Below are 15,978 nucleotides of genomic sequence, written 5' to 3'. Positions count from 1 at the left end.
AACGGTCGACCGGCCGGTCGGTTCACAGCGCTCTTGACGTTCCGTCACAGGCCGCACAGGATCACGTCATGACAGGCGCACACAGCAACACGGTCGACGCCCTCGTACGCCGCAGCGCCGGACGCACCCCCGGCCGTACCGCCGTGCGCTACGCCGACCGCACGTGGACCTACGCCGAACTCGACGCCGCCGTCTCCACCGCGGCGGCCGTCCTCATGGAGCACGGCCTGCGACCGGGCGACCGGGTCGCCGCCTACGGCCACAACTCCGACGCCTACCTGATCGCCTTCCTCGCCTGCGCACGGGCCGGGCTGATCCACGTACCCGTCAACCAGAACCTGACCGGTGACGACCTCGCCTACATCCTCGACCAGTCGGGAAGCTCCCTCGTCCTCGCCGACCCGGGCCTCGCCCCCCGGCTGGAGGCCAGGGCCCCCGTACGCGCGCTGCGCGACAGCGACGACTCTCTGCTGGCGGCGCTCGCCCTGCCCCGCCCGTTCGCCCCGGACCACGAACCGGCGGCCGAGGACCTGGTGCAGCTGCTCTACACCTCCGGCACAACGGCCCTGCCCAAGGGCGCGATCATGACCCACCGCGCGCTGGTCCACGAGTACGTCAGCGCCGTCACCGCCCTCGGCCTGGACGCCGCCGACCGGCCCGTCCACTCGCTGCCGCTGTACCACTCGGCCCAGATGCACGTCTTCCTGCTGCCCTACCTCGCGGTCGGCGCGGAGAACACCATCCTCGACGCGCCTGACGCCGGACAGATCTTCGACCTCGTCGAGGCGGGCCGCGCCGACAGCCTCTTCGCCCCGCCGACCGTCTGGATCGGCCTGGCCAACCACCCCGACTTCCCGACCCGGGACCTCAGCGCGCTGCGCAAGGCGTACTACGGCGCGTCGATCATGCCGGTACCCGTACTGGAGCGGCTGCGTGTGCGCCTGCCGGGGCTCGCCTTCCACAACTGTTTCGGCCAGTCGGAGATCGGGCCCCTCGCCACCGTCCTCGGGCCCGACGAGCACGAAGGCAGGATGGAGTCCTGCGGCCGGCCGGTGCTCTTCGTGGAGGCGAAGGTCGTCGACGAGGACGGCAAGGAGGTGGCGGACGGCACGCCGGGCGAGATCGTCTACCGCTCACCGCAGCTGTGCGAGGGCTACTGGAACAAGCCGGAGGAGACCGGGGAGGCCTTCCGCGACGGCTGGTTCCGCTCCGGTGACCTCGCCGTCCGCGACAGCGAGGGCTACTTCACGGTCGTCGACCGAGTGAAGGACGTCATCAACTCCGGCGGAGTGCTGGTGGCCTCCCGACAGGTCGAGGACGTCCTCTACACGCATCCGGCGGTGGCCGAGACCGCGGTCGTCGGCCTGCCGGACGAGCGTTGGATCGAGGCCGTCACCGCTGTCGTCGTGGCACGCGAGGAGGTCACCGAGGCCGAACTGCTCGCCCACGCACGGGAGAGGCTCGCCCACTTCAAGGCCCCGAAGAAGGTCCTGTTCGTGGACGGCCTCCCGCGCAACGCGAGCGGCAAGATCCTCAAGCGCGAGCTGCGGGACCGCTTCAGTGGCCCATCTGCTCCCTGAGATCGACGATCCGCTTGATCTTGCCCACCGACCGCTCCAACGTCCCGGGATCGACCACCTCCACTGCGACCGATACCCCGACCCCGTCCTTGACGGCTGCCGCGATGGCCCGCTCCGCCGCCACCCGCTGCTCCCCGGTGGCCTCCGCGCGAGCCTCCGCGCGCACGGTGAGCGCGTCCAGGCGGCCCTCGCGGGTCAGCCGGAGCTGGAAGTGCGGTGCGACATGCTCGGTGCGCAGCACGATCTCCTCGATCTGCGTCGGGAAGAGATTCACCCCGCGCAGAATCACCATGTCGTCGCTGCGCCCGGTCACCTTCTCCATCCGCCGGAAGACCCGCGCGGTGCCGGGCAGCAGCCGCGTCAAGTCCCTTGTGCGGTACCGGATCACGGGCATGGCTTCCTTGGTGAGCGAGGTGAACACGAGCTCACCCTCCTCGCCGTCCGGCAGTACCTCACCGGTGAACGGGTCGACGATCTCCGGAAGGAAATGGTCCTCCCAGATATGGAGGCCGTCCTTGGTGTCGACGCACTCCTGTGCCACACCTGGGCCCATCACCTCCGAGAGCCCGTATATGTCGACGGCGTCGATCGCGAACCGTTCCTCGATCTCGCGGCGCATCTCCTCGGTCCACGGCTCCGCGCCGAAGATTCCCACCTTGAGCGACGTCGAGCGCGGATCGACACCCTGGCGCTCGAACTCGTCGAGGAGGGTGAGCATGTACGACGGGGTGACCATGATGATCTCGGGCCGGAAGTCGTTGATCAGCTGCACCTGCCGGGCCGTCATGCCGCCGGACGCGGGAATGACCGTGCAGCCGAGCCGCTCGGCCCCGTAGTGCGCGCCGAGGCCACCGGTGAACAGGCCGTAGCCGTAGGCCACATGTACCTTGTGGCCGGGCCGGGCACCGGCGGCGCGCAGGGAGCGCGCCACCACGTCGGCCCAGGTGTCCAGGTCCCGCTGCGTGTAACCGACGACGGTGGGCCGGCCCGTCGTACCGCTGGAGGCATGGATACGGCGGATCTGCGACTGCTCGACGGCGAACATCCCGAACGGGTAGTGGTCGCGCAGGTCGGTCTTGGCGGTGAAGGGGAAGCGTGCGAGGTCCGCGAGCGAGCGGCAGTCCTCCGGCCGCAGGCCCGCCTTGTCGAAGGCCTTGCGGTAGAAGGCGACGTTCTCGTACGCATGGCTCAGCGTCGCGCGCAGCCGCTCCAGCTGCAGGGCCTCCAGCTCCTCGCGGCCGAGCCGCTCCGCCGCGTCCAGCAGATCCGTCATCCGCACACTCCCGTCCCGCACCCGCACATCCCGACGTCCCGACATCCCGAACGTCCCGAACCGGACGACCGATCATTCGGTCGATCCGTTGGGGATCAGTAATTCAGCCCCTCCCGCCGTCCGTCAAGGCATCGACGGAAGGGCATCCACCTACGCCGCCCACACACTTCCACCACTCGTGGGGCAGCGCGATCGGCTCGGAACAGGGAAGATGCGGGACAGCAGTTGAAACCCGCAATCAAAATGTGTGAAGGAGCCGCGATGCCCCAGCCCGAGGGAGCCGAACTCGAGGCCGTACGCGCCCGCCGCGAGGAACTGCGCAGGCGCTACCTGTGCGAGCCGGGCGACCGGCCCACGACGACCGCGCGAGGCGTCCACCACGTGGCTTTCATCTGCCGTGACGTGGAGGAAACCATCCGCTTCTACCAGGAGCTCCTGGGATTCCCGCTGGTGGAGATCGTGGAGAACCGGGACTACCGCGGCTCCACCCACTTCTTCTTCGACATCGGCAACGGCAATCTGCTCGGCTTCTTCGACTTCCCCGGCCACGACCACCCGCCGGCCACGGAGACGGTCGGCGGTGTGCAGCACATGGCCCTGTCCGTGGACGCCGAGCAGTTCGCCGCGGGCCGCAAGGCGCTGGACGAGGCGGGCGTGAAGTACGTCGGTCCGGACCGGGGTGTCGAGGACAGCCTCTACCTCCACGACCCGAACGGTGTGCCGCTGGAGTTGTACCGCGAGCGGCTCGGCGTCTTCAACGGCGAGCGGATCCTGCCGGGCGACGTGAGCTGATCGCACCTTTGGCCCGCACTCCGGCAAAGGGCCGAAGCCCCGCCGCGGCTCAGGCCGGGTCCCGGCGCTCCGCCGCCACCGCTCGCGCCCAGCGGTAGTCCGCTTTGCCGCTCGGGGAGCGCTGGATCTCGTCGGTGATCACCAGCAGGCGGGGGATCTTGTAGCCGGCGAGGCGCGTGCGGCAGTGAGACTGGATGGCCTCCAGGGTCGGCACCTCTGCGCCCGTGCGGAGCTGGACCACGGCCGCCACCTGGTTGCCCCACCTGCTGTCCGGCACGCCCGCGACGAGCGCGTCGTACACGTCGGGGTGGGACTTGAGGGCCTGCTCGACCTCCTCCGGATACACCTTCTCGCCACCGGTGTTGATGCACTGCGAGCCGCGGCCGAGCACCGTGACGATGCCTTCCTCGTCCACCGTCGCCATGTCGCCGAGCAGCACCCAGCGCTCGCCGTCGCGCCGGAAGAAGGTCTCCGCCGACTTGGCCGGGTCGTTGTAGTAGCCGAGTGGGACGTGGCCGCGCTGGGCGACGCGGCCGGGCTCGCCCGGCTTCACCGGCTCGTGCGTTGCCGGGTCGACCACGGTCGTACGGGAGTTGACGCGCAGCCGGAAGCCGCGGTCGGGGCCGGAGTCGTCGGTCGCGGTGCCGTTGAAGCCGGACTCGGAGGAGCCGAAGTTGTTCAGCAGCAGCACGTTCGGCGCCAGGGCGGAGAACTGGGCGCGGACGGTGTCCGACATGATCGCACCCGAGCTGGAGACGCTGAACAGCTTGGACAGGTCGCAGCCCTTCAACGGCCCGTTCAGCGCGTCTATCAGGGGGCGCAGCATCGCATCGCCGACGAGCGAGACGCTGGTGACCTTCTCCCGCTCGATGGTGCGCAGCACCTCGTGCGGCACGAACTTGCGGTGGACAACGATCCGCTGGCCGAAGTTGAACCCGATGAAGGCGGTGAGCGTCGACGTGCCGTGCATGAGCGGGGGAGTGGGGAAGAAGGTGATCCCGTCGCCGCCCGCCGCCACCCGCTCGGCCAGCTCCCGCGGCGAGGACACCGGCTCGCCGGTCGGTGCACCCCCGCCGAGCCCCGAGAAGAACAGGTCCTCCTGGCGCCACATCACGCCCTTGGGCATGCCCGTGGTGCCGCCGGTGTAGATGATGAACAGGTCGTCGCCCGACCGCGGGGCGAAGCCGCGGCGCGGTGAGCCGGCGGCCTCCGCCCGCGTGAAGTCCACCGCGTCGAGGTGCGGTGCCCCCTCGGGCGGTGTGCCGACCCGCACCAGATGCCTCAGCTTCTCGGTGCGTGGGATTGCCGCGGCGACCCGCGCCGTGAACTCGGCGTCGAAGACGAGCGCGGCCATGTCGGCGTCGCGGTAGAGGTGGACCAGTTCCTGCTCCACGTACCGGTAGTTGACGTTCACCGGGACGATGCGGGCCTTCAGGCAGGCCAGCACGGTCTGGAGGTACTCCACGCCGTTGTAGAGATGAAGGCCAAGGTGCTCGCCGGCCCGGATGCCGGCGTCGAGCAGATGGTGGGCGATCCGGTTGGCCGCGGCGTCGAGTTCCGCGTAGGTGAGTCGTCGTTCCTCGCCCGTGCCCGGATGGTCGATGTAGACCAGTGCCTCGCGGTCGGGTACGACATCGACCACCGATTCGAACAGGTCGGCAAGGTTGTACTCCACCGCTCCTCCTGACCCCGGCGAGAACCCGGCTTGTGCCCGGCGGCCGTCCGACCGGCCGTCCGACGACCGCCTGGGCGAAGCCCGCCGGATCCCTGCGGATGACGCTCCGACCCGGCGCTCGTCGGCATGGCGGTCATTAGAGCGCCGGTCGGCACAACTGGGAAGAGCTCGCGACAGGAAATCTGACTGTCTGTCAGAAAACTATTGAACTGGTCGCCCGGCTACTGCAACCTGTTCCAGATCCGGGGACGGGAGGTTCCGCAGATGGAACGACGCAACGGCCACACGGGCACCGAACACCTCACCGTGACACGCGAGGGGGCCACGCTGGTGCTCACCCTGAACAGACCGGAGGCGAAGAACGCCCTCTCGATCGCGATGCTCGTCGGCCTCTACGACGCCTGGCTCGAGGCGGACGGGGACGACACCGTCCGGTCCGTCGTGCTCACCGGAGCCGGCGGTTCCTTCTGCGCCGGCATGGACCTCAAGGCGCTCGCGGGCAGGGGAATGGAGGGCGAGCAGTACCGAGAGAGGATGAAGGCCGACCCCGACCTGCACTGGAAGGCCATGCTGCGCCATCACCGGCCGCGAAAACCGGTGATCGCCGCCGTCGAGGGGCCCTGCGTCGCGGGGGGCACCGAGATTCTGCAGGGCACCGACATCCGGGTCGCGGGCGAGAGCGCCACCTTCGGACTCTTCGAGGTCCGGCGCGGACTCTTCCCGATCGGAGGCTCGACCGTACGGCTGCCGCGCCAGATCCCGCGCACCCACGCCCTGGAAATGCTGCTCACCGGCCGCCCCTACAGCGCCACGGAGGCCGAACGCATCGGCCTCGTCGGCCGTGTCGTCCCGGACGGCACCGCTCTCGAAGCGGCGCTCGGCATCGCGGAACGGATCAACGCCTGTGGTCCGCTCGCCGTCGAAGCGGTCAAGGCGTCGGTGTACGAGACGGCCGAGATGACCGAGACCGAAGGACTCGCCGCCGAACTGAAGCGGGGCTGGCCCGTATTCGACACAGCCGACGCCAAGGAAGGCGCCCGCGCCTTCGCGGAGAAGCGCGACCCCGTCTACCGCCGCGCCTGACAAGGAGAGCCCCATGCCCGAAGTGCTCCGTGCTCCGCTGGTCGTCGAATTCCCGTTCACCCGTTCCCTCGGGCCCGTGCAGAGCGCCTTCCTGACGGGGCTGCGCGAGAGGACCGTACTGGGTGTGCGTACCGGCGACGGGAGGATCCTCGTCCCGCCCGTCGAGTACGACCCGGTCACGGCCGACGAGATCCGCGATCTCGTCGAGGTCGGCGTCACCGGCACGGTCACCACCTGGGCGTGGAACCAGCACCCGCGTCCCCATCAGCCGCTCACCACACCCTTCGCCTGGGTGCTGGTACGGCTCGACGGGGCCGACACATCCCTGCTCCACGTTCTCGACGCCTCCGGACCCGACGCCGTGCGCACCGGCATGCGGGTGCGCATCCGCTGGGCGGCGGAGCGCACCGGAGCGATCACCGACATCGCCTGCTTCGAACCGTACGAGAGCGAGCCCGCCGGCCCGGGCCCCGCGCACAGCGGCGACTTCACGCAGCCGGTGACCGGCATCGTGGCCGCTGCCCGGCTCGACTACACCTACTCGCCCGGCCGCGCCCAGAGCGCCCACCTCGCCGCACTCGCGCAGCGCAGGACCATCGGCGAGCGGTGCCCCTCCTGCCGCAAGGTCTACGTCCCGCCCCGCGGTGCCTGCCCCACCTGTGGCGTGGCCACCGACGAGCAGGTCGAAGTCGGTCCGCGCGGCACCGTCACCACGTTCTGCATCGTCAACATCAAGGCGCGGGGCCTGGACATCGAGGTGCCGTACGTCTACGCCCACATCGCGCTCGACGGCGCAGACCTCGCCCTCCACGGACGCATCGGGGGCATCCCGTACGACCAGGTGCGCATGGGGCTGCGCGTCGAACCGGTGTGGACCGAGGGGGCCCGCCATCCCGACCACTACCGGCCCACCGGCGAGCCCGACGCCGACTACGACACCTACAAGGAGCTGCTGTGATGCGAGACGTGGCGATCGTCGCCTTCGCGCAGACCGACCACCGGCGCCGCAGCGACGAGCTCTCCGAGGTCGAGATGGTGATGCCGGTCCTCCACCAGGTCCTCGCGCGCACCGGACTGCAGACCGGCGACATCGGCTTCACCTGCTCGGGATCCAGCGACTATCTCGCCGGCCGGGCCTTCTCCTTCACCATGACACTCGACGGAGTCGGCGCCTGGCCGCCGATCTCCGAGTCCCATGTGGAGATGGACGGTGCGTGGGCGCTGTACGAGGCATGGGTGGCGCTGCTGACCGGCGAGGCCGACACCGCGCTCGTCTACGCCTACGGAAAGTCGTCCCCCGGTGAAGTACGTGACGTACTGACCCGCCAGCTCGACCCGTACTACACGGCCCCGCTCTGGCCGGACTCCGTGGCCCTCGCGGCCCTCCAGGCCCAGGCGCTCATCGACGCGGGCGAGGCCGACGAACCCGCCTTCGCCGCTGTTGCGGCCAGAAGCCGCCGCGCCGCCGCGGCCAACCCGCACGCTCAACTGCAGGGAGAGACACCGCGCGGCGACCACCTCGTCCGGCCGCTGAGAGTCTCCGACTGTCCGCCCGTGAGCGACGGTGCGGCCGCGGTGATCCTCGCGGCCGGGGACCGGGCCCGAGAACTGTGCGAACGCCCTGCGTGGATTCGCGGCATGGACCACCGGATCGAGGCCCACGGCCTCGGCGTGCGTGACCTGACCCGCTCGCCCTCCACCCGGCTCGCGGCCGAACACGCGGGTGCCTTCGACCGGCCCGTCGACACGGCGGAGCTGCACGCTCCCTTCAGCTCCCAGGAACTCGTCCTGCGCCGGACTCTCGACCTCGACGACACCGTGAGGGTCAACCCGTCCGGCGGAGCGCTCGCCGCCAATCCGATGATGGCCGCGGGCCTGCTCCGGATCGGCGAGGCCGCCGCCCGCATCCATCGTGGCGAGTCCGACCGCGCGCTCGCGCACGCGACCTCCGGGCCGTGTCTGCAGCAGAACCTGGTCGCTGTTCTGGAAGGCGAAGGCGAAGGCGGAGGGCGATCCCGTGGCGGGGGCGACGGACAAGCCCCCGGCCCGCACCGAGGCGAAGGAGAAGCGCATGTCCGATAAGAGGCGCATGTCCAAGCAGCCCGTGGCCGTCGTCGGCATCGGCCAGACCAAGCACGTCGCCGCCCGCCGTGACGTGTCGATCGCCGGACTGGTCCGCGAGGCAGCCCTGCGAGCCCTCGAGGACGCCGAGCTGACCTGGTCCGACATCGACGCCGTCGTCATCGGCAAGGCCCCCGACTTCTTCGAGGGCGTGATGATGCCGGAGCTGTACCTCGCCGACGCGCTCGGCGCCGTGGGCAAGCCGATGCTGCGCGTCCACACCGCCGGCTCGGTCGGCGGCTCCACCGCCCTTGTCGCCGCCAACCTCGTGGCCGCCCGCCGCCACTCGACGGTGCTCACGCTGGCCTTCGAGAAACAGTCCGAGTCCAATGCCATGTGGGGCCTGTCCCTGCCGATCCCGTTCCAGCAGCCGCTGCTCGCCGGCGCGGGCGGCTTCTTCGCCCCGCACGTCCGCGCCTACATGCGACGCACCGGCGCGCCCGACACCGTGGGATCCCTCGTCGCCTACAAGGACCGCCGCAACGCCCTGAAGAACCCCTACGCACACCTCCACGAGCACGACGTCACCCTCGAGAAGGTCCAGGCCTCGCCGATGCTCTGGGACCCGATCCGCTACTCGGAGACCTGCCCCTCCTCCGACGGCGCGTGCGCGATGGTCCTCACCGGCCGAGCCGGCGCGGCACGTTCACCGCACCCGCCCGCGTGGGTGCACGGCGGCGCGATGCGCAGCGAACCCACCATGTTCGCCGGGAAGGACTTCGTCTCTCCACAGGCCGGCAGGGACTGCGCGGCCGACGTCTACCGGCAGGCGGGCATCACGGACCCACGCCGCGAGATCGACGCCGTGGAGATGTACGTGCCGTTCTCCTGGTACGAGCCCATGTGGCTGGAGAACCTGGGCTTCGCCGCGGAAGGCGAGGGCTGGAAGCTCACCGAGTCCGGCGTCACCGAGCTCGGTGGAGAACTGCCCGTCAACCCGTCCGGCGGCGTGCTGTCGACCAATCCCATCGGGGCCTCCGGCATGATCCGCTTCGCGGAGGCCGCGCTGCAGGTCCGTGGGCAGGCGGGCGAGCACCAGGTCGAGGGAGCACGCCGGGCGCTCGGTCACGCCTACGGTGGCGGGGCACAGTTCTTCTCCGTGTGGCTGGTGGGCGCCCAGCCGCCGACGACATGATCCGGGACACCCCGTCACGTGCGGCGCTCTGTCCGTGACGGGGTGTCGTCGCTAGGCTGACCCGGGAGACGACTCGGGAGGAGCAGGGACGTGGCCGAGAGCACCACCACCACTACCGCGCAGATGTTTTCGGGGTGGGAGAAGCCGGACTTGGACCTGAGCAAGGCGGACTGGCAGCCCGGCGCCCAGGGGGCGGGAGATGTGCAGATCGCGTTCGTCGAGGGGTTCATCGCGATGCGCAACGGCGGCAGGCCCGAAGGGCCGTCGCTGATCTTCACCCCGGCCGAGTGGCGTGCCTTCGTGGTCAACGCGCGCGAGGGGGAGTTCGACCTCACCTGACACCGGCCGCGCCCCCTCCCGTCGGCGTAGGAGGGGAGGCGCCGGGCGTCCGTCTCAGGCGGAGGTCTGCGACACGTCCCGGCCGAGCCCCGCCGTTCCGTTGATCTTCTCGATGGCCTGCCGGGCGTGCTCACCGGGCGTACGAGCGGTGAGCGAGGAGACGGACGACGCGGCCGGCGGCAGATGCTGGCCCCCCGCCGGAACGGACGGCGGCGCGGTCGCCGGTTTGGCGTGGCCGGCGGACCGGGTTCGGAGCCGGTGCCCCGCGGCCTCGTCGAGACTCACGGGCCGCTGCATCTGCGCGGCCAGCCGACCCGCCTCCTGCCCGAGCGCGGCGACGTCCTCCCAGTGGAGACGGACCACCAGACGGAGTTCCGCCTCGCCGTCCGGGAGAGCCTGCAGGGGAGGAGTGATGTGGTCGTTCATGGACTGATCCTCACGTCGGTACGAGTCTCGCGGACGCTGCTCCTCACAGACATCGGTGCCATGGGCACCGGTCTCACAGAGATACGGCGACCGGAGCCGGTGCGTTCAAAAGGGCCCGGGCCCTGGCTCCGACGAGGTGGGCCGTACCCGTACCATTGCGGTTATGTCCTTCCTCCGCCGCCGCAGCGCCGCCACACCCGCGGGCCCGGACTTCGATGTCCTGGCCATGGACCCGGGGGACTGGCCCGGCAATCTCGGCGCGGGCCTGCTGCCTGCCCCGGACGGCAGCTGTCAGGGAGTCTTCCTCCGCTACGACCTGTTCGGCGGCCGCGGCCCTGCGATGATCATCGGCAATCTGCCGGAGGGCTCGCCTGCCCGCGAGGTGGAGGAGGGGGAGATCCCCTTCGAGGTGGGTCAGCTGCTCGTCGCCCTGGAGAACGAGGAGCCGGTCCATGTGGTCGGCGTCGAGGACACTCCGGTCATGCAGGGGGACAATCTGCTGATCGTGCGCCGGCTGAAGCTCTCGGAAAGCCGAATCTCCTGCGTGCAGTTCGACCGCAGCGACAATGTGCTGGTCACGATCGCCAGCTGGGACCGGCCGATCACCGACGACCTCTACGCGCTGCTGAAGCCCCTGCCCGCGGAGCTGTTCCAGCAGGGCTGAGGGCCGGCGGCCGACCGACTGCCCGGGACTGCTCCCGGGCAGTACTCGAGATCACCCGGGCCGGTGGCCCGGCCCACCGCATCGTCCTCACGGCAGGCCGCACCAGCCGACCGACCCTGCCGCGCCACCATGTGCTCCGCGACGCGCTTCGCGACCTCCGCGGCGGCGAACGGGTGCTCGGGGCCAGAGCCGCGCACAGCGCCAGACCCTGACCGCCGACCGCTATGCCGGCAGCGACAGTGACAGCCTGGCCGCCGACGTGCCGAGCCCCGTAGGGGCACCGAGCCGCCGCGGGGCAGCACCGCCCCGCAGATCCTCCTCCTTGTAACGCCGCGCCTTGCGATGCCAGTTGAGGATGCCCGCCAGCCAGTCCTCGAGCTCCCTCACATAGCTGCCGAGCGTCTCCCTGGCCTTGCCGTCGAGGCCGAACTCCTCGCACACCAGAGGCAGTTCCTTCTCCTTCACGTGCAGGAACTGCTCCAGCCTGGACCGCATCAGATCGTCGGTCATCGCGGCGGCCGTCGGATAGTCGCAGTCGAAGAACGTCTGCACGACCAGTACCGCGTTGTGCACCTCGCCCTCGAACTCGATCTCCTTCTGATACGAGAAGAGGTCATTGAGCAGACATGCGTAGTCCATGGCCGCGTTCTCCAGGGCGCGCACCGGGCCGCTCGCATACACCTCCGGCGGGAGTTCGCCCTCGTGGCGCAGCCGGCACAGGCTCATGGTGAGATCCGAGCCGAAGGTCAGCCGACGCATCTCCATGTAGTCGACCGGATCGGGAACTCGGTGCTGGGCCTGATTGTGCAACTCCCACAGCCAACTGTCGATCATGACGTCGATGGCGCCGCGGAAGGACCTGCGGGCGTACGCCGACATCGGCCCCGCGGTGCGCGCCCACAGGTCGGCGAGGCTGCGCTCCAGGGGCGCGACCGCCACGGCCGCACCGGCCTCGGGGTCGTCCACCGGCGTGCAGGCCTTGAGCCGCTCGTTGCAGAGCCTGGCTCCCGCGAGATCGCGCGGCGCTCCGAAGACGATCGGGTAGTAGTCGTCGCCGTAGGTGCCCCAGGTCAGCCACTCGGCGCTGAGCTCGAGCTCCTCCGGTGTGGCGTCCGGATCGAGCCCCGCAGCGCACAGCGCCAGGTCGAAGCCCGTCGCCTTCGCTTCGTCCCAGATGTCGTTCAACAGGCCCATCCGGCCCGCCCAGGCGATCGACTTCGAACGCGCGTCGTCCAGGTGCGGGCTGAGCGACAACGGGAACGGAAGGTCGAACTCCGGCAGCAGGGACGGTCCCACCGGACGCGGCCGGTGCGTCAGTGTGCGCAGCCGTGCGGCAGCCGGACGGCCGAACAGGGTACGGATGTCGAGCGCCGACGTGCCCAGCACACCGGCAACGGACGACGACGCGTCCGCCGCCCGCGCGCCCTCGTTCATATAGCGGCTGGAGCGCATGTGCCACTCGTGACCGCCGGACTGCCAGTCCTGAAGTCCTTTGGTATAGGCGGCGACCGCCGCGCACTCCGCCGGCGTCAGTCCCTTCTCCAGGCACAGCGCGGGCACCTCGGTGAGCGCGGTGTTCTCGAACTGCTGGACCCGCGACGTCAGCAGGTCGTTGACCGCTTCGGCCGCCTGCTGCGTCGAGCAGCCCAGGAACCGTTCGAGAACCAGCACACCGTTGCTGTTCTCGCCCTCGTCCTCCACCTCGCGCTGGTACGAGAAGAGGTCGTTGCGCAGATGGACGGCGTCGGAGAAGGAGTCGCGCAGCACCCGCAGCGGGCGGGACCCGGCAACCGACTCGGGCACCTCCGCCCGGGCCGCGTACTCCACGAGGCCGGCGGACCAGGGTGCGCCGCCGACCTTCCGGCGCATCTCGATGTACTCGAGCGGGTTGGCGACCCGGCCCGCGTCGATGTTGACGAGCTCCCACATCGACTCGTTGAGCAGGTTCTCCGTGGCCTGTGTGAACCGGGCACGCCATGCCGGGGACATGCTCGGCACCGTCCGCGCCCACAGGTCGGCGAGCCCTGCCTCGACCGGGTTGGTCGGCTCGGGCATGCCCTGCGAGAGGTCCATCGGCATGAACGCCGGCAGCCGGTCCAGGTACGCCTTTCCGCCCGCCAGATCCTGGCTGCGCTTGAAGACTTCAAGGAAGTGGTCGTCGAAGAAGAAGACCCACACATACCAGTCGGTGACGAGACCGAGGGCGTCCGCGTCGCAGTCCGGGTGGGTGTACGCGCACAACAAGGCATAGTCGTGCGCCTCGAGATCGCTCTCCTCCCAGACGCCGGACCCTTCCAGCATCCCCATCCGGCGAGCCCATTCTCTGGTGTGCCGCCGTGCCTCCTCGACGTGCGGGTTGAGGCGTGCCGGATACGCAACGTAGAAGTCCGGCAGTACGAAGGGCTGTGCCATGTGCGCCAGGGCCTTTCGGTGAGCTGCCGCGCACGCGGGCGCGGAGGATCATGACGACCCAGCCCTACCCTTCGCCCGTACGGACCACTCATTCCGCCAATTAGTCGCATAAGCGGATGGAAAAGGCGGGGTGCCACCGGACCCCACGACCGGTGGCACCCCGCGGCCTGATCCGAACGAGAGGCCCCTACTTCAGGACCTTCACATCGGACGCCTTCACGAACGCCACCCGGTGCCCGAACTGAATCTCGTAGTACATCTCCTCACCCCGCACCACCTGGTGACCCGAGGTGTCGAACGTCGTCGCGTAGAAGTACTCACCCGGCACCCGGTCACCGACCACGTACTTCTGGCCCGCGAGCAGCTTGTACGGCAGCGGCGACACCGCCTGCACCGGAACGCCCACAGGAAACGCCGAGGCCTCCGGGTACGCCCTGCCGTAGACCGGCACCTGTGCGAGACCCTCCCGCGGCGTCAGCACCGGCTCCCGCGCACTCACCGCGGTGGGCTGCGTACGGGGGTTGTGGAACCATGCCTTCTGGCCCAGGTACCAGATCGCCGTCCATTCGCCCCGGCGCTCGGCCACCGCGTACTGCTGACCCGTCGATGCGCGCGCCCCCGTGTCGTTCACCCCAGTCGTCGAGTCCTCGCCCCCCGGCCGCAGACCGATGTCCTTGACCAGCGGAGCGTCCTCGCTCGGCGCCGTGTGCAGCCGCACCGCACCCGAACCGTGCGGCGCACATGCCTCGCCGGCCTTCACACAGCCCGTGTAGAGCGGCTGGTGCCCGGAGTAGTCGGGACGGATGGTGACCACCGTGCTCTGCGGGCCGGCATGCGGGGTGAACGGCTTGCCGAGGAGCTGGAAGTAGTGCGCCCAGTCCCAGTACGGACCCGGGTCCGTGTGCATCCCGCGGATCGTGGCCGTCGTCGTACCCGGCACGTTGTCATGGCCCAGTACGTGCTGACGGTCCAGCGGAATGTCGAACCGCTTGGCCAGGTACCTCACCAGCCGCGCCGACGCACGGTACATCGCCTCCGTGTACCAGGCATCCGGTGACACCAGGAAACCCTCGTGCTCCAAACCCACCGACTTGGCGTTCACGAACCAGTTGCCCGCGTGCCAGGCGACGTCGTCGAGCGGTACGTGCTGGGCGATGTGACCGTCCGACGAGCGCAGCGAGTACTGCCAGGACACATACGTCGGGTCCTGCACCAACTGCAAAGTGGTGTCCCAGGACGCCTCCGTGTCATGGACGACGATGTAGTCCACCGACTGGGACGCCGGCCGGTCGGCCTGGTCGTGGTTGCCGTAGTCGCCCTCGCCGAACTCCTCGTACGGCGCCGGGATCCATTCGCACGCCACCGTCAGAGGGCACTCGGTCCTGCCCGCGTCCGCAGTGCGCAGCCCCAGCCGCCGGACCTGCGACCGCTCCGGAGAAACCGCCGGGTCCGCGGCGAGCTCCACGCGCTGACCGCTGTCCGTCGTCCGGGACTGGCCGGTGCGGATGACGTCGAACACGTCGTCGGCGTACGTCGTCGCCGTCGCCACGTCGTCCGCGCCGGAGAACTTGGCGACCGCGCCGTACCAGTCCGCCGGGTCCTCGCTCACCGGTCCGCCCAGCTCCCGCTGCGCCGCGGCGAGCAGGGCCGCGCCTCCCCGTACGTTGGCCGCGGCGTTGTCACGCAGTTGCTCCGAGCCGATTCCGGAGACCTTCGCCGCCTGCTCCAGCGTCCGCAGCCTCGGCGGCAGTGCCCGGGGCTCGGGCAGCGCCGCCCCGGTCACCGTACGTGCGGGGCGGGCGTCGTCGCCGCGGGCGTCCTCCGCCCCGTGCGCATGGTGGGGCGCCTCCGCCAGCGCGGTCCGCGCGTCCGTCAGATGCATCGGGCCGTAGCCGCCGGTGACGCTCGCCGCGCCACCGTGCGCGTCCCAGCGGGACTGCAGATAGGAGACACCGAGCAGCACACTCCGAGGCACGCGGTACTCGGCGGCAGCCGCGGCGAAGTCCCGCTGCAGGGCATCGGACGACGCCCGTTCCGCGGTGGCGGACGGCCCGGCCGAGACCAGCGGAAGCAACAGGGCGGCGCACGCCACCGCGCCACCGGCCGTCCATGCGCGACGGCGGGCGCTTCTCGGACGTGCGGGAGCGAATCCTTGCAATGCAGCCTCCAGTGACGGGTGATGCGCGACAGGACCTGCGGGCCGGGACACGACCCATGGGTATCGGCTTCCGGACGATCCGTCAATCATGCTCGAGGCAAGAGAATTTGCACGTCAGGCGCGTGCCGGGGAGTTTCGCCGCAGCGGCGTCCGGGCCTGCGGCGCTTCAGTGGAGTGGACCAATGTCCATGCCGGTCAGTGGACTTGGAGTGTCCGCAAACCGGCGTCATGGGTCGTCCATGGCGCGCCCTGCGCCTTCCTTCACCCTGGGCCATCTGCAGCTCGTAGTCGAAGTCGCTGACGGCGCGCAGTCCCTTGAC

Annotated in this window: 12 protein-coding genes and 1 pseudogene; 8 read left to right on the top strand and 5 right to left on the bottom strand. The window is 70.1% G+C overall.

Annotated features, from left to right (window positions below; all coding sequences use genetic code 11):
• Positions 1 to 68 precede the first annotated feature (68 nt).
• Positions 69 to 1,580, top strand: a complete 1,512-nt coding sequence (locus ABZ070_RS13705) for an acyl-CoA synthetase (protein ID WP_356633262.1) — start codon at positions 69 to 71, stop codon at positions 1,578 to 1,580.
• Here the strand turns inward: ABZ070_RS13705 and paaK are convergent.
• Complete coding sequence (gene paaK / locus ABZ070_RS13700; RefSeq protein WP_356633260.1) at positions 1,558 to 2,853, bottom strand: phenylacetate--CoA ligase PaaK; 1,296 nt, start codon at positions 2,851 to 2,853, stop codon at positions 1,558 to 1,560. The genes ABZ070_RS13705 and paaK overlap by 23 nt on opposite strands.
• 261 nt (positions 2,854 to 3,114) lie before the next feature.
• Here paaK and ABZ070_RS13695 point away from each other — a divergent pair, with 261 nt between their 5' ends.
• A complete protein-coding gene (locus tag ABZ070_RS13695) occupies positions 3,115 to 3,645 on the top strand; it encodes a VOC family protein (protein WP_356633258.1) in 531 nt (176 codons plus the stop codon).
• A gap of 49 nt (positions 3,646 to 3,694) precedes the next feature.
• On the opposite strand, the gene ABZ070_RS13690 is transcribed toward ABZ070_RS13695, so the two are convergent.
• On the bottom strand, positions 3,695 to 5,320 hold the full coding sequence (locus ABZ070_RS13690) for an acyl-CoA synthetase (protein ID WP_356633256.1): 1,626 nt from the start codon (positions 5,318 to 5,320) through the stop codon (positions 3,695 to 3,697).
• A 264-nt stretch (positions 5,321 to 5,584) separates the two neighbouring features.
• Between ABZ070_RS13690 and ABZ070_RS13685 the strand changes: the two genes are divergently transcribed.
• The 5 genes and pseudogenes from ABZ070_RS13685 (at position 5,585) to ABZ070_RS13665 (ending at position 9,998) form a co-directional block, all read left to right on the top strand.
• Positions 5,585 to 6,403, top strand: a complete 819-nt coding sequence (locus ABZ070_RS13685; RefSeq protein WP_356633254.1) for a crotonase/enoyl-CoA hydratase family protein — start codon at positions 5,585 to 5,587, stop codon at positions 6,401 to 6,403.
• A gap of 13 nt (positions 6,404 to 6,416) precedes the next feature.
• Entirely contained in the window at positions 6,417 to 7,361 is a 945-nt protein-coding gene (locus ABZ070_RS13680; RefSeq protein WP_356633252.1) for an OB-fold domain-containing protein, read from the top strand.
• Positions 7,361 to 8,398, top strand: a pseudogene (locus ABZ070_RS13675) (thiolase domain-containing protein); the annotation flags it as partial. The gene ABZ070_RS13680 and the pseudogene ABZ070_RS13675, both read left to right, overlap by 1 nt.
• 94 nt (positions 8,399 to 8,492) lie before the next feature.
• Entirely contained in the window at positions 8,493 to 9,659 is a 1,167-nt protein-coding gene (locus ABZ070_RS13670; protein WP_356633298.1) for a thiolase domain-containing protein, read from the top strand.
• Between the two features lie 123 nt (positions 9,660 to 9,782).
• Positions 9,783 to 9,998: a DUF397 domain-containing protein gene (locus tag ABZ070_RS13665; protein WP_356633297.1), complete on the top strand. Its 216-nt coding sequence runs from the start codon at positions 9,783 to 9,785 to the stop codon at positions 9,996 to 9,998.
• Positions 9,999 to 10,052: 54 nt separating this feature from the next.
• On the opposite strand, the gene ABZ070_RS13660 is transcribed toward ABZ070_RS13665, so the two are convergent.
• Positions 10,053 to 10,424 (bottom strand): hypothetical protein, encoded by a 372-nt coding sequence (locus tag ABZ070_RS13660; RefSeq protein WP_356633250.1) that lies wholly within the window; start codon positions 10,422 to 10,424, stop codon positions 10,053 to 10,055.
• Between the two features lie 163 nt (positions 10,425 to 10,587).
• On the opposite strand from ABZ070_RS13660, the gene ABZ070_RS13655 reads away from it, so the two are divergent.
• Positions 10,588 to 11,088: a hypothetical protein gene (locus ABZ070_RS13655; RefSeq protein ID WP_356633248.1), complete on the top strand. Its 501-nt coding sequence runs from the start codon at positions 10,588 to 10,590 to the stop codon at positions 11,086 to 11,088.
• A 222-nt stretch (positions 11,089 to 11,310) separates the two neighbouring features.
• Here the strand turns inward: ABZ070_RS13655 and ABZ070_RS13650 are convergent, their stop codons facing one another.
• Both ABZ070_RS13650 and ABZ070_RS13645 read right to left on the bottom strand, forming a co-directional pair.
• Positions 11,311 to 13,500 carry a terpene synthase family protein gene (locus tag ABZ070_RS13650; RefSeq protein WP_356633246.1) on the bottom strand — a complete coding sequence of 730 codons (2,190 nt, stop codon included), beginning with the start codon at positions 13,498 to 13,500 and terminating at the stop codon, positions 11,311 to 11,313.
• Positions 13,501 to 13,687: 187 nt separating this feature from the next.
• Complete coding sequence (locus ABZ070_RS13645) at positions 13,688 to 15,592, bottom strand: N-acetylmuramoyl-L-alanine amidase (RefSeq protein WP_356633244.1); 1,905 nt, start codon at positions 15,590 to 15,592, stop codon at positions 13,688 to 13,690.
• Positions 15,593 to 15,978 lie beyond the last annotated feature (386 nt).

The organism is Streptomyces sp. NPDC006283 (assembly GCF_040613325.1).
Lineage (GTDB): Bacteria > Actinomycetota > Actinomycetes > Streptomycetales > Streptomycetaceae > Streptomyces.
The sequence above is the reverse complement of the archived record's forward strand: the minus strand, read 5'-3'. Positions and strand labels throughout refer to the sequence as shown.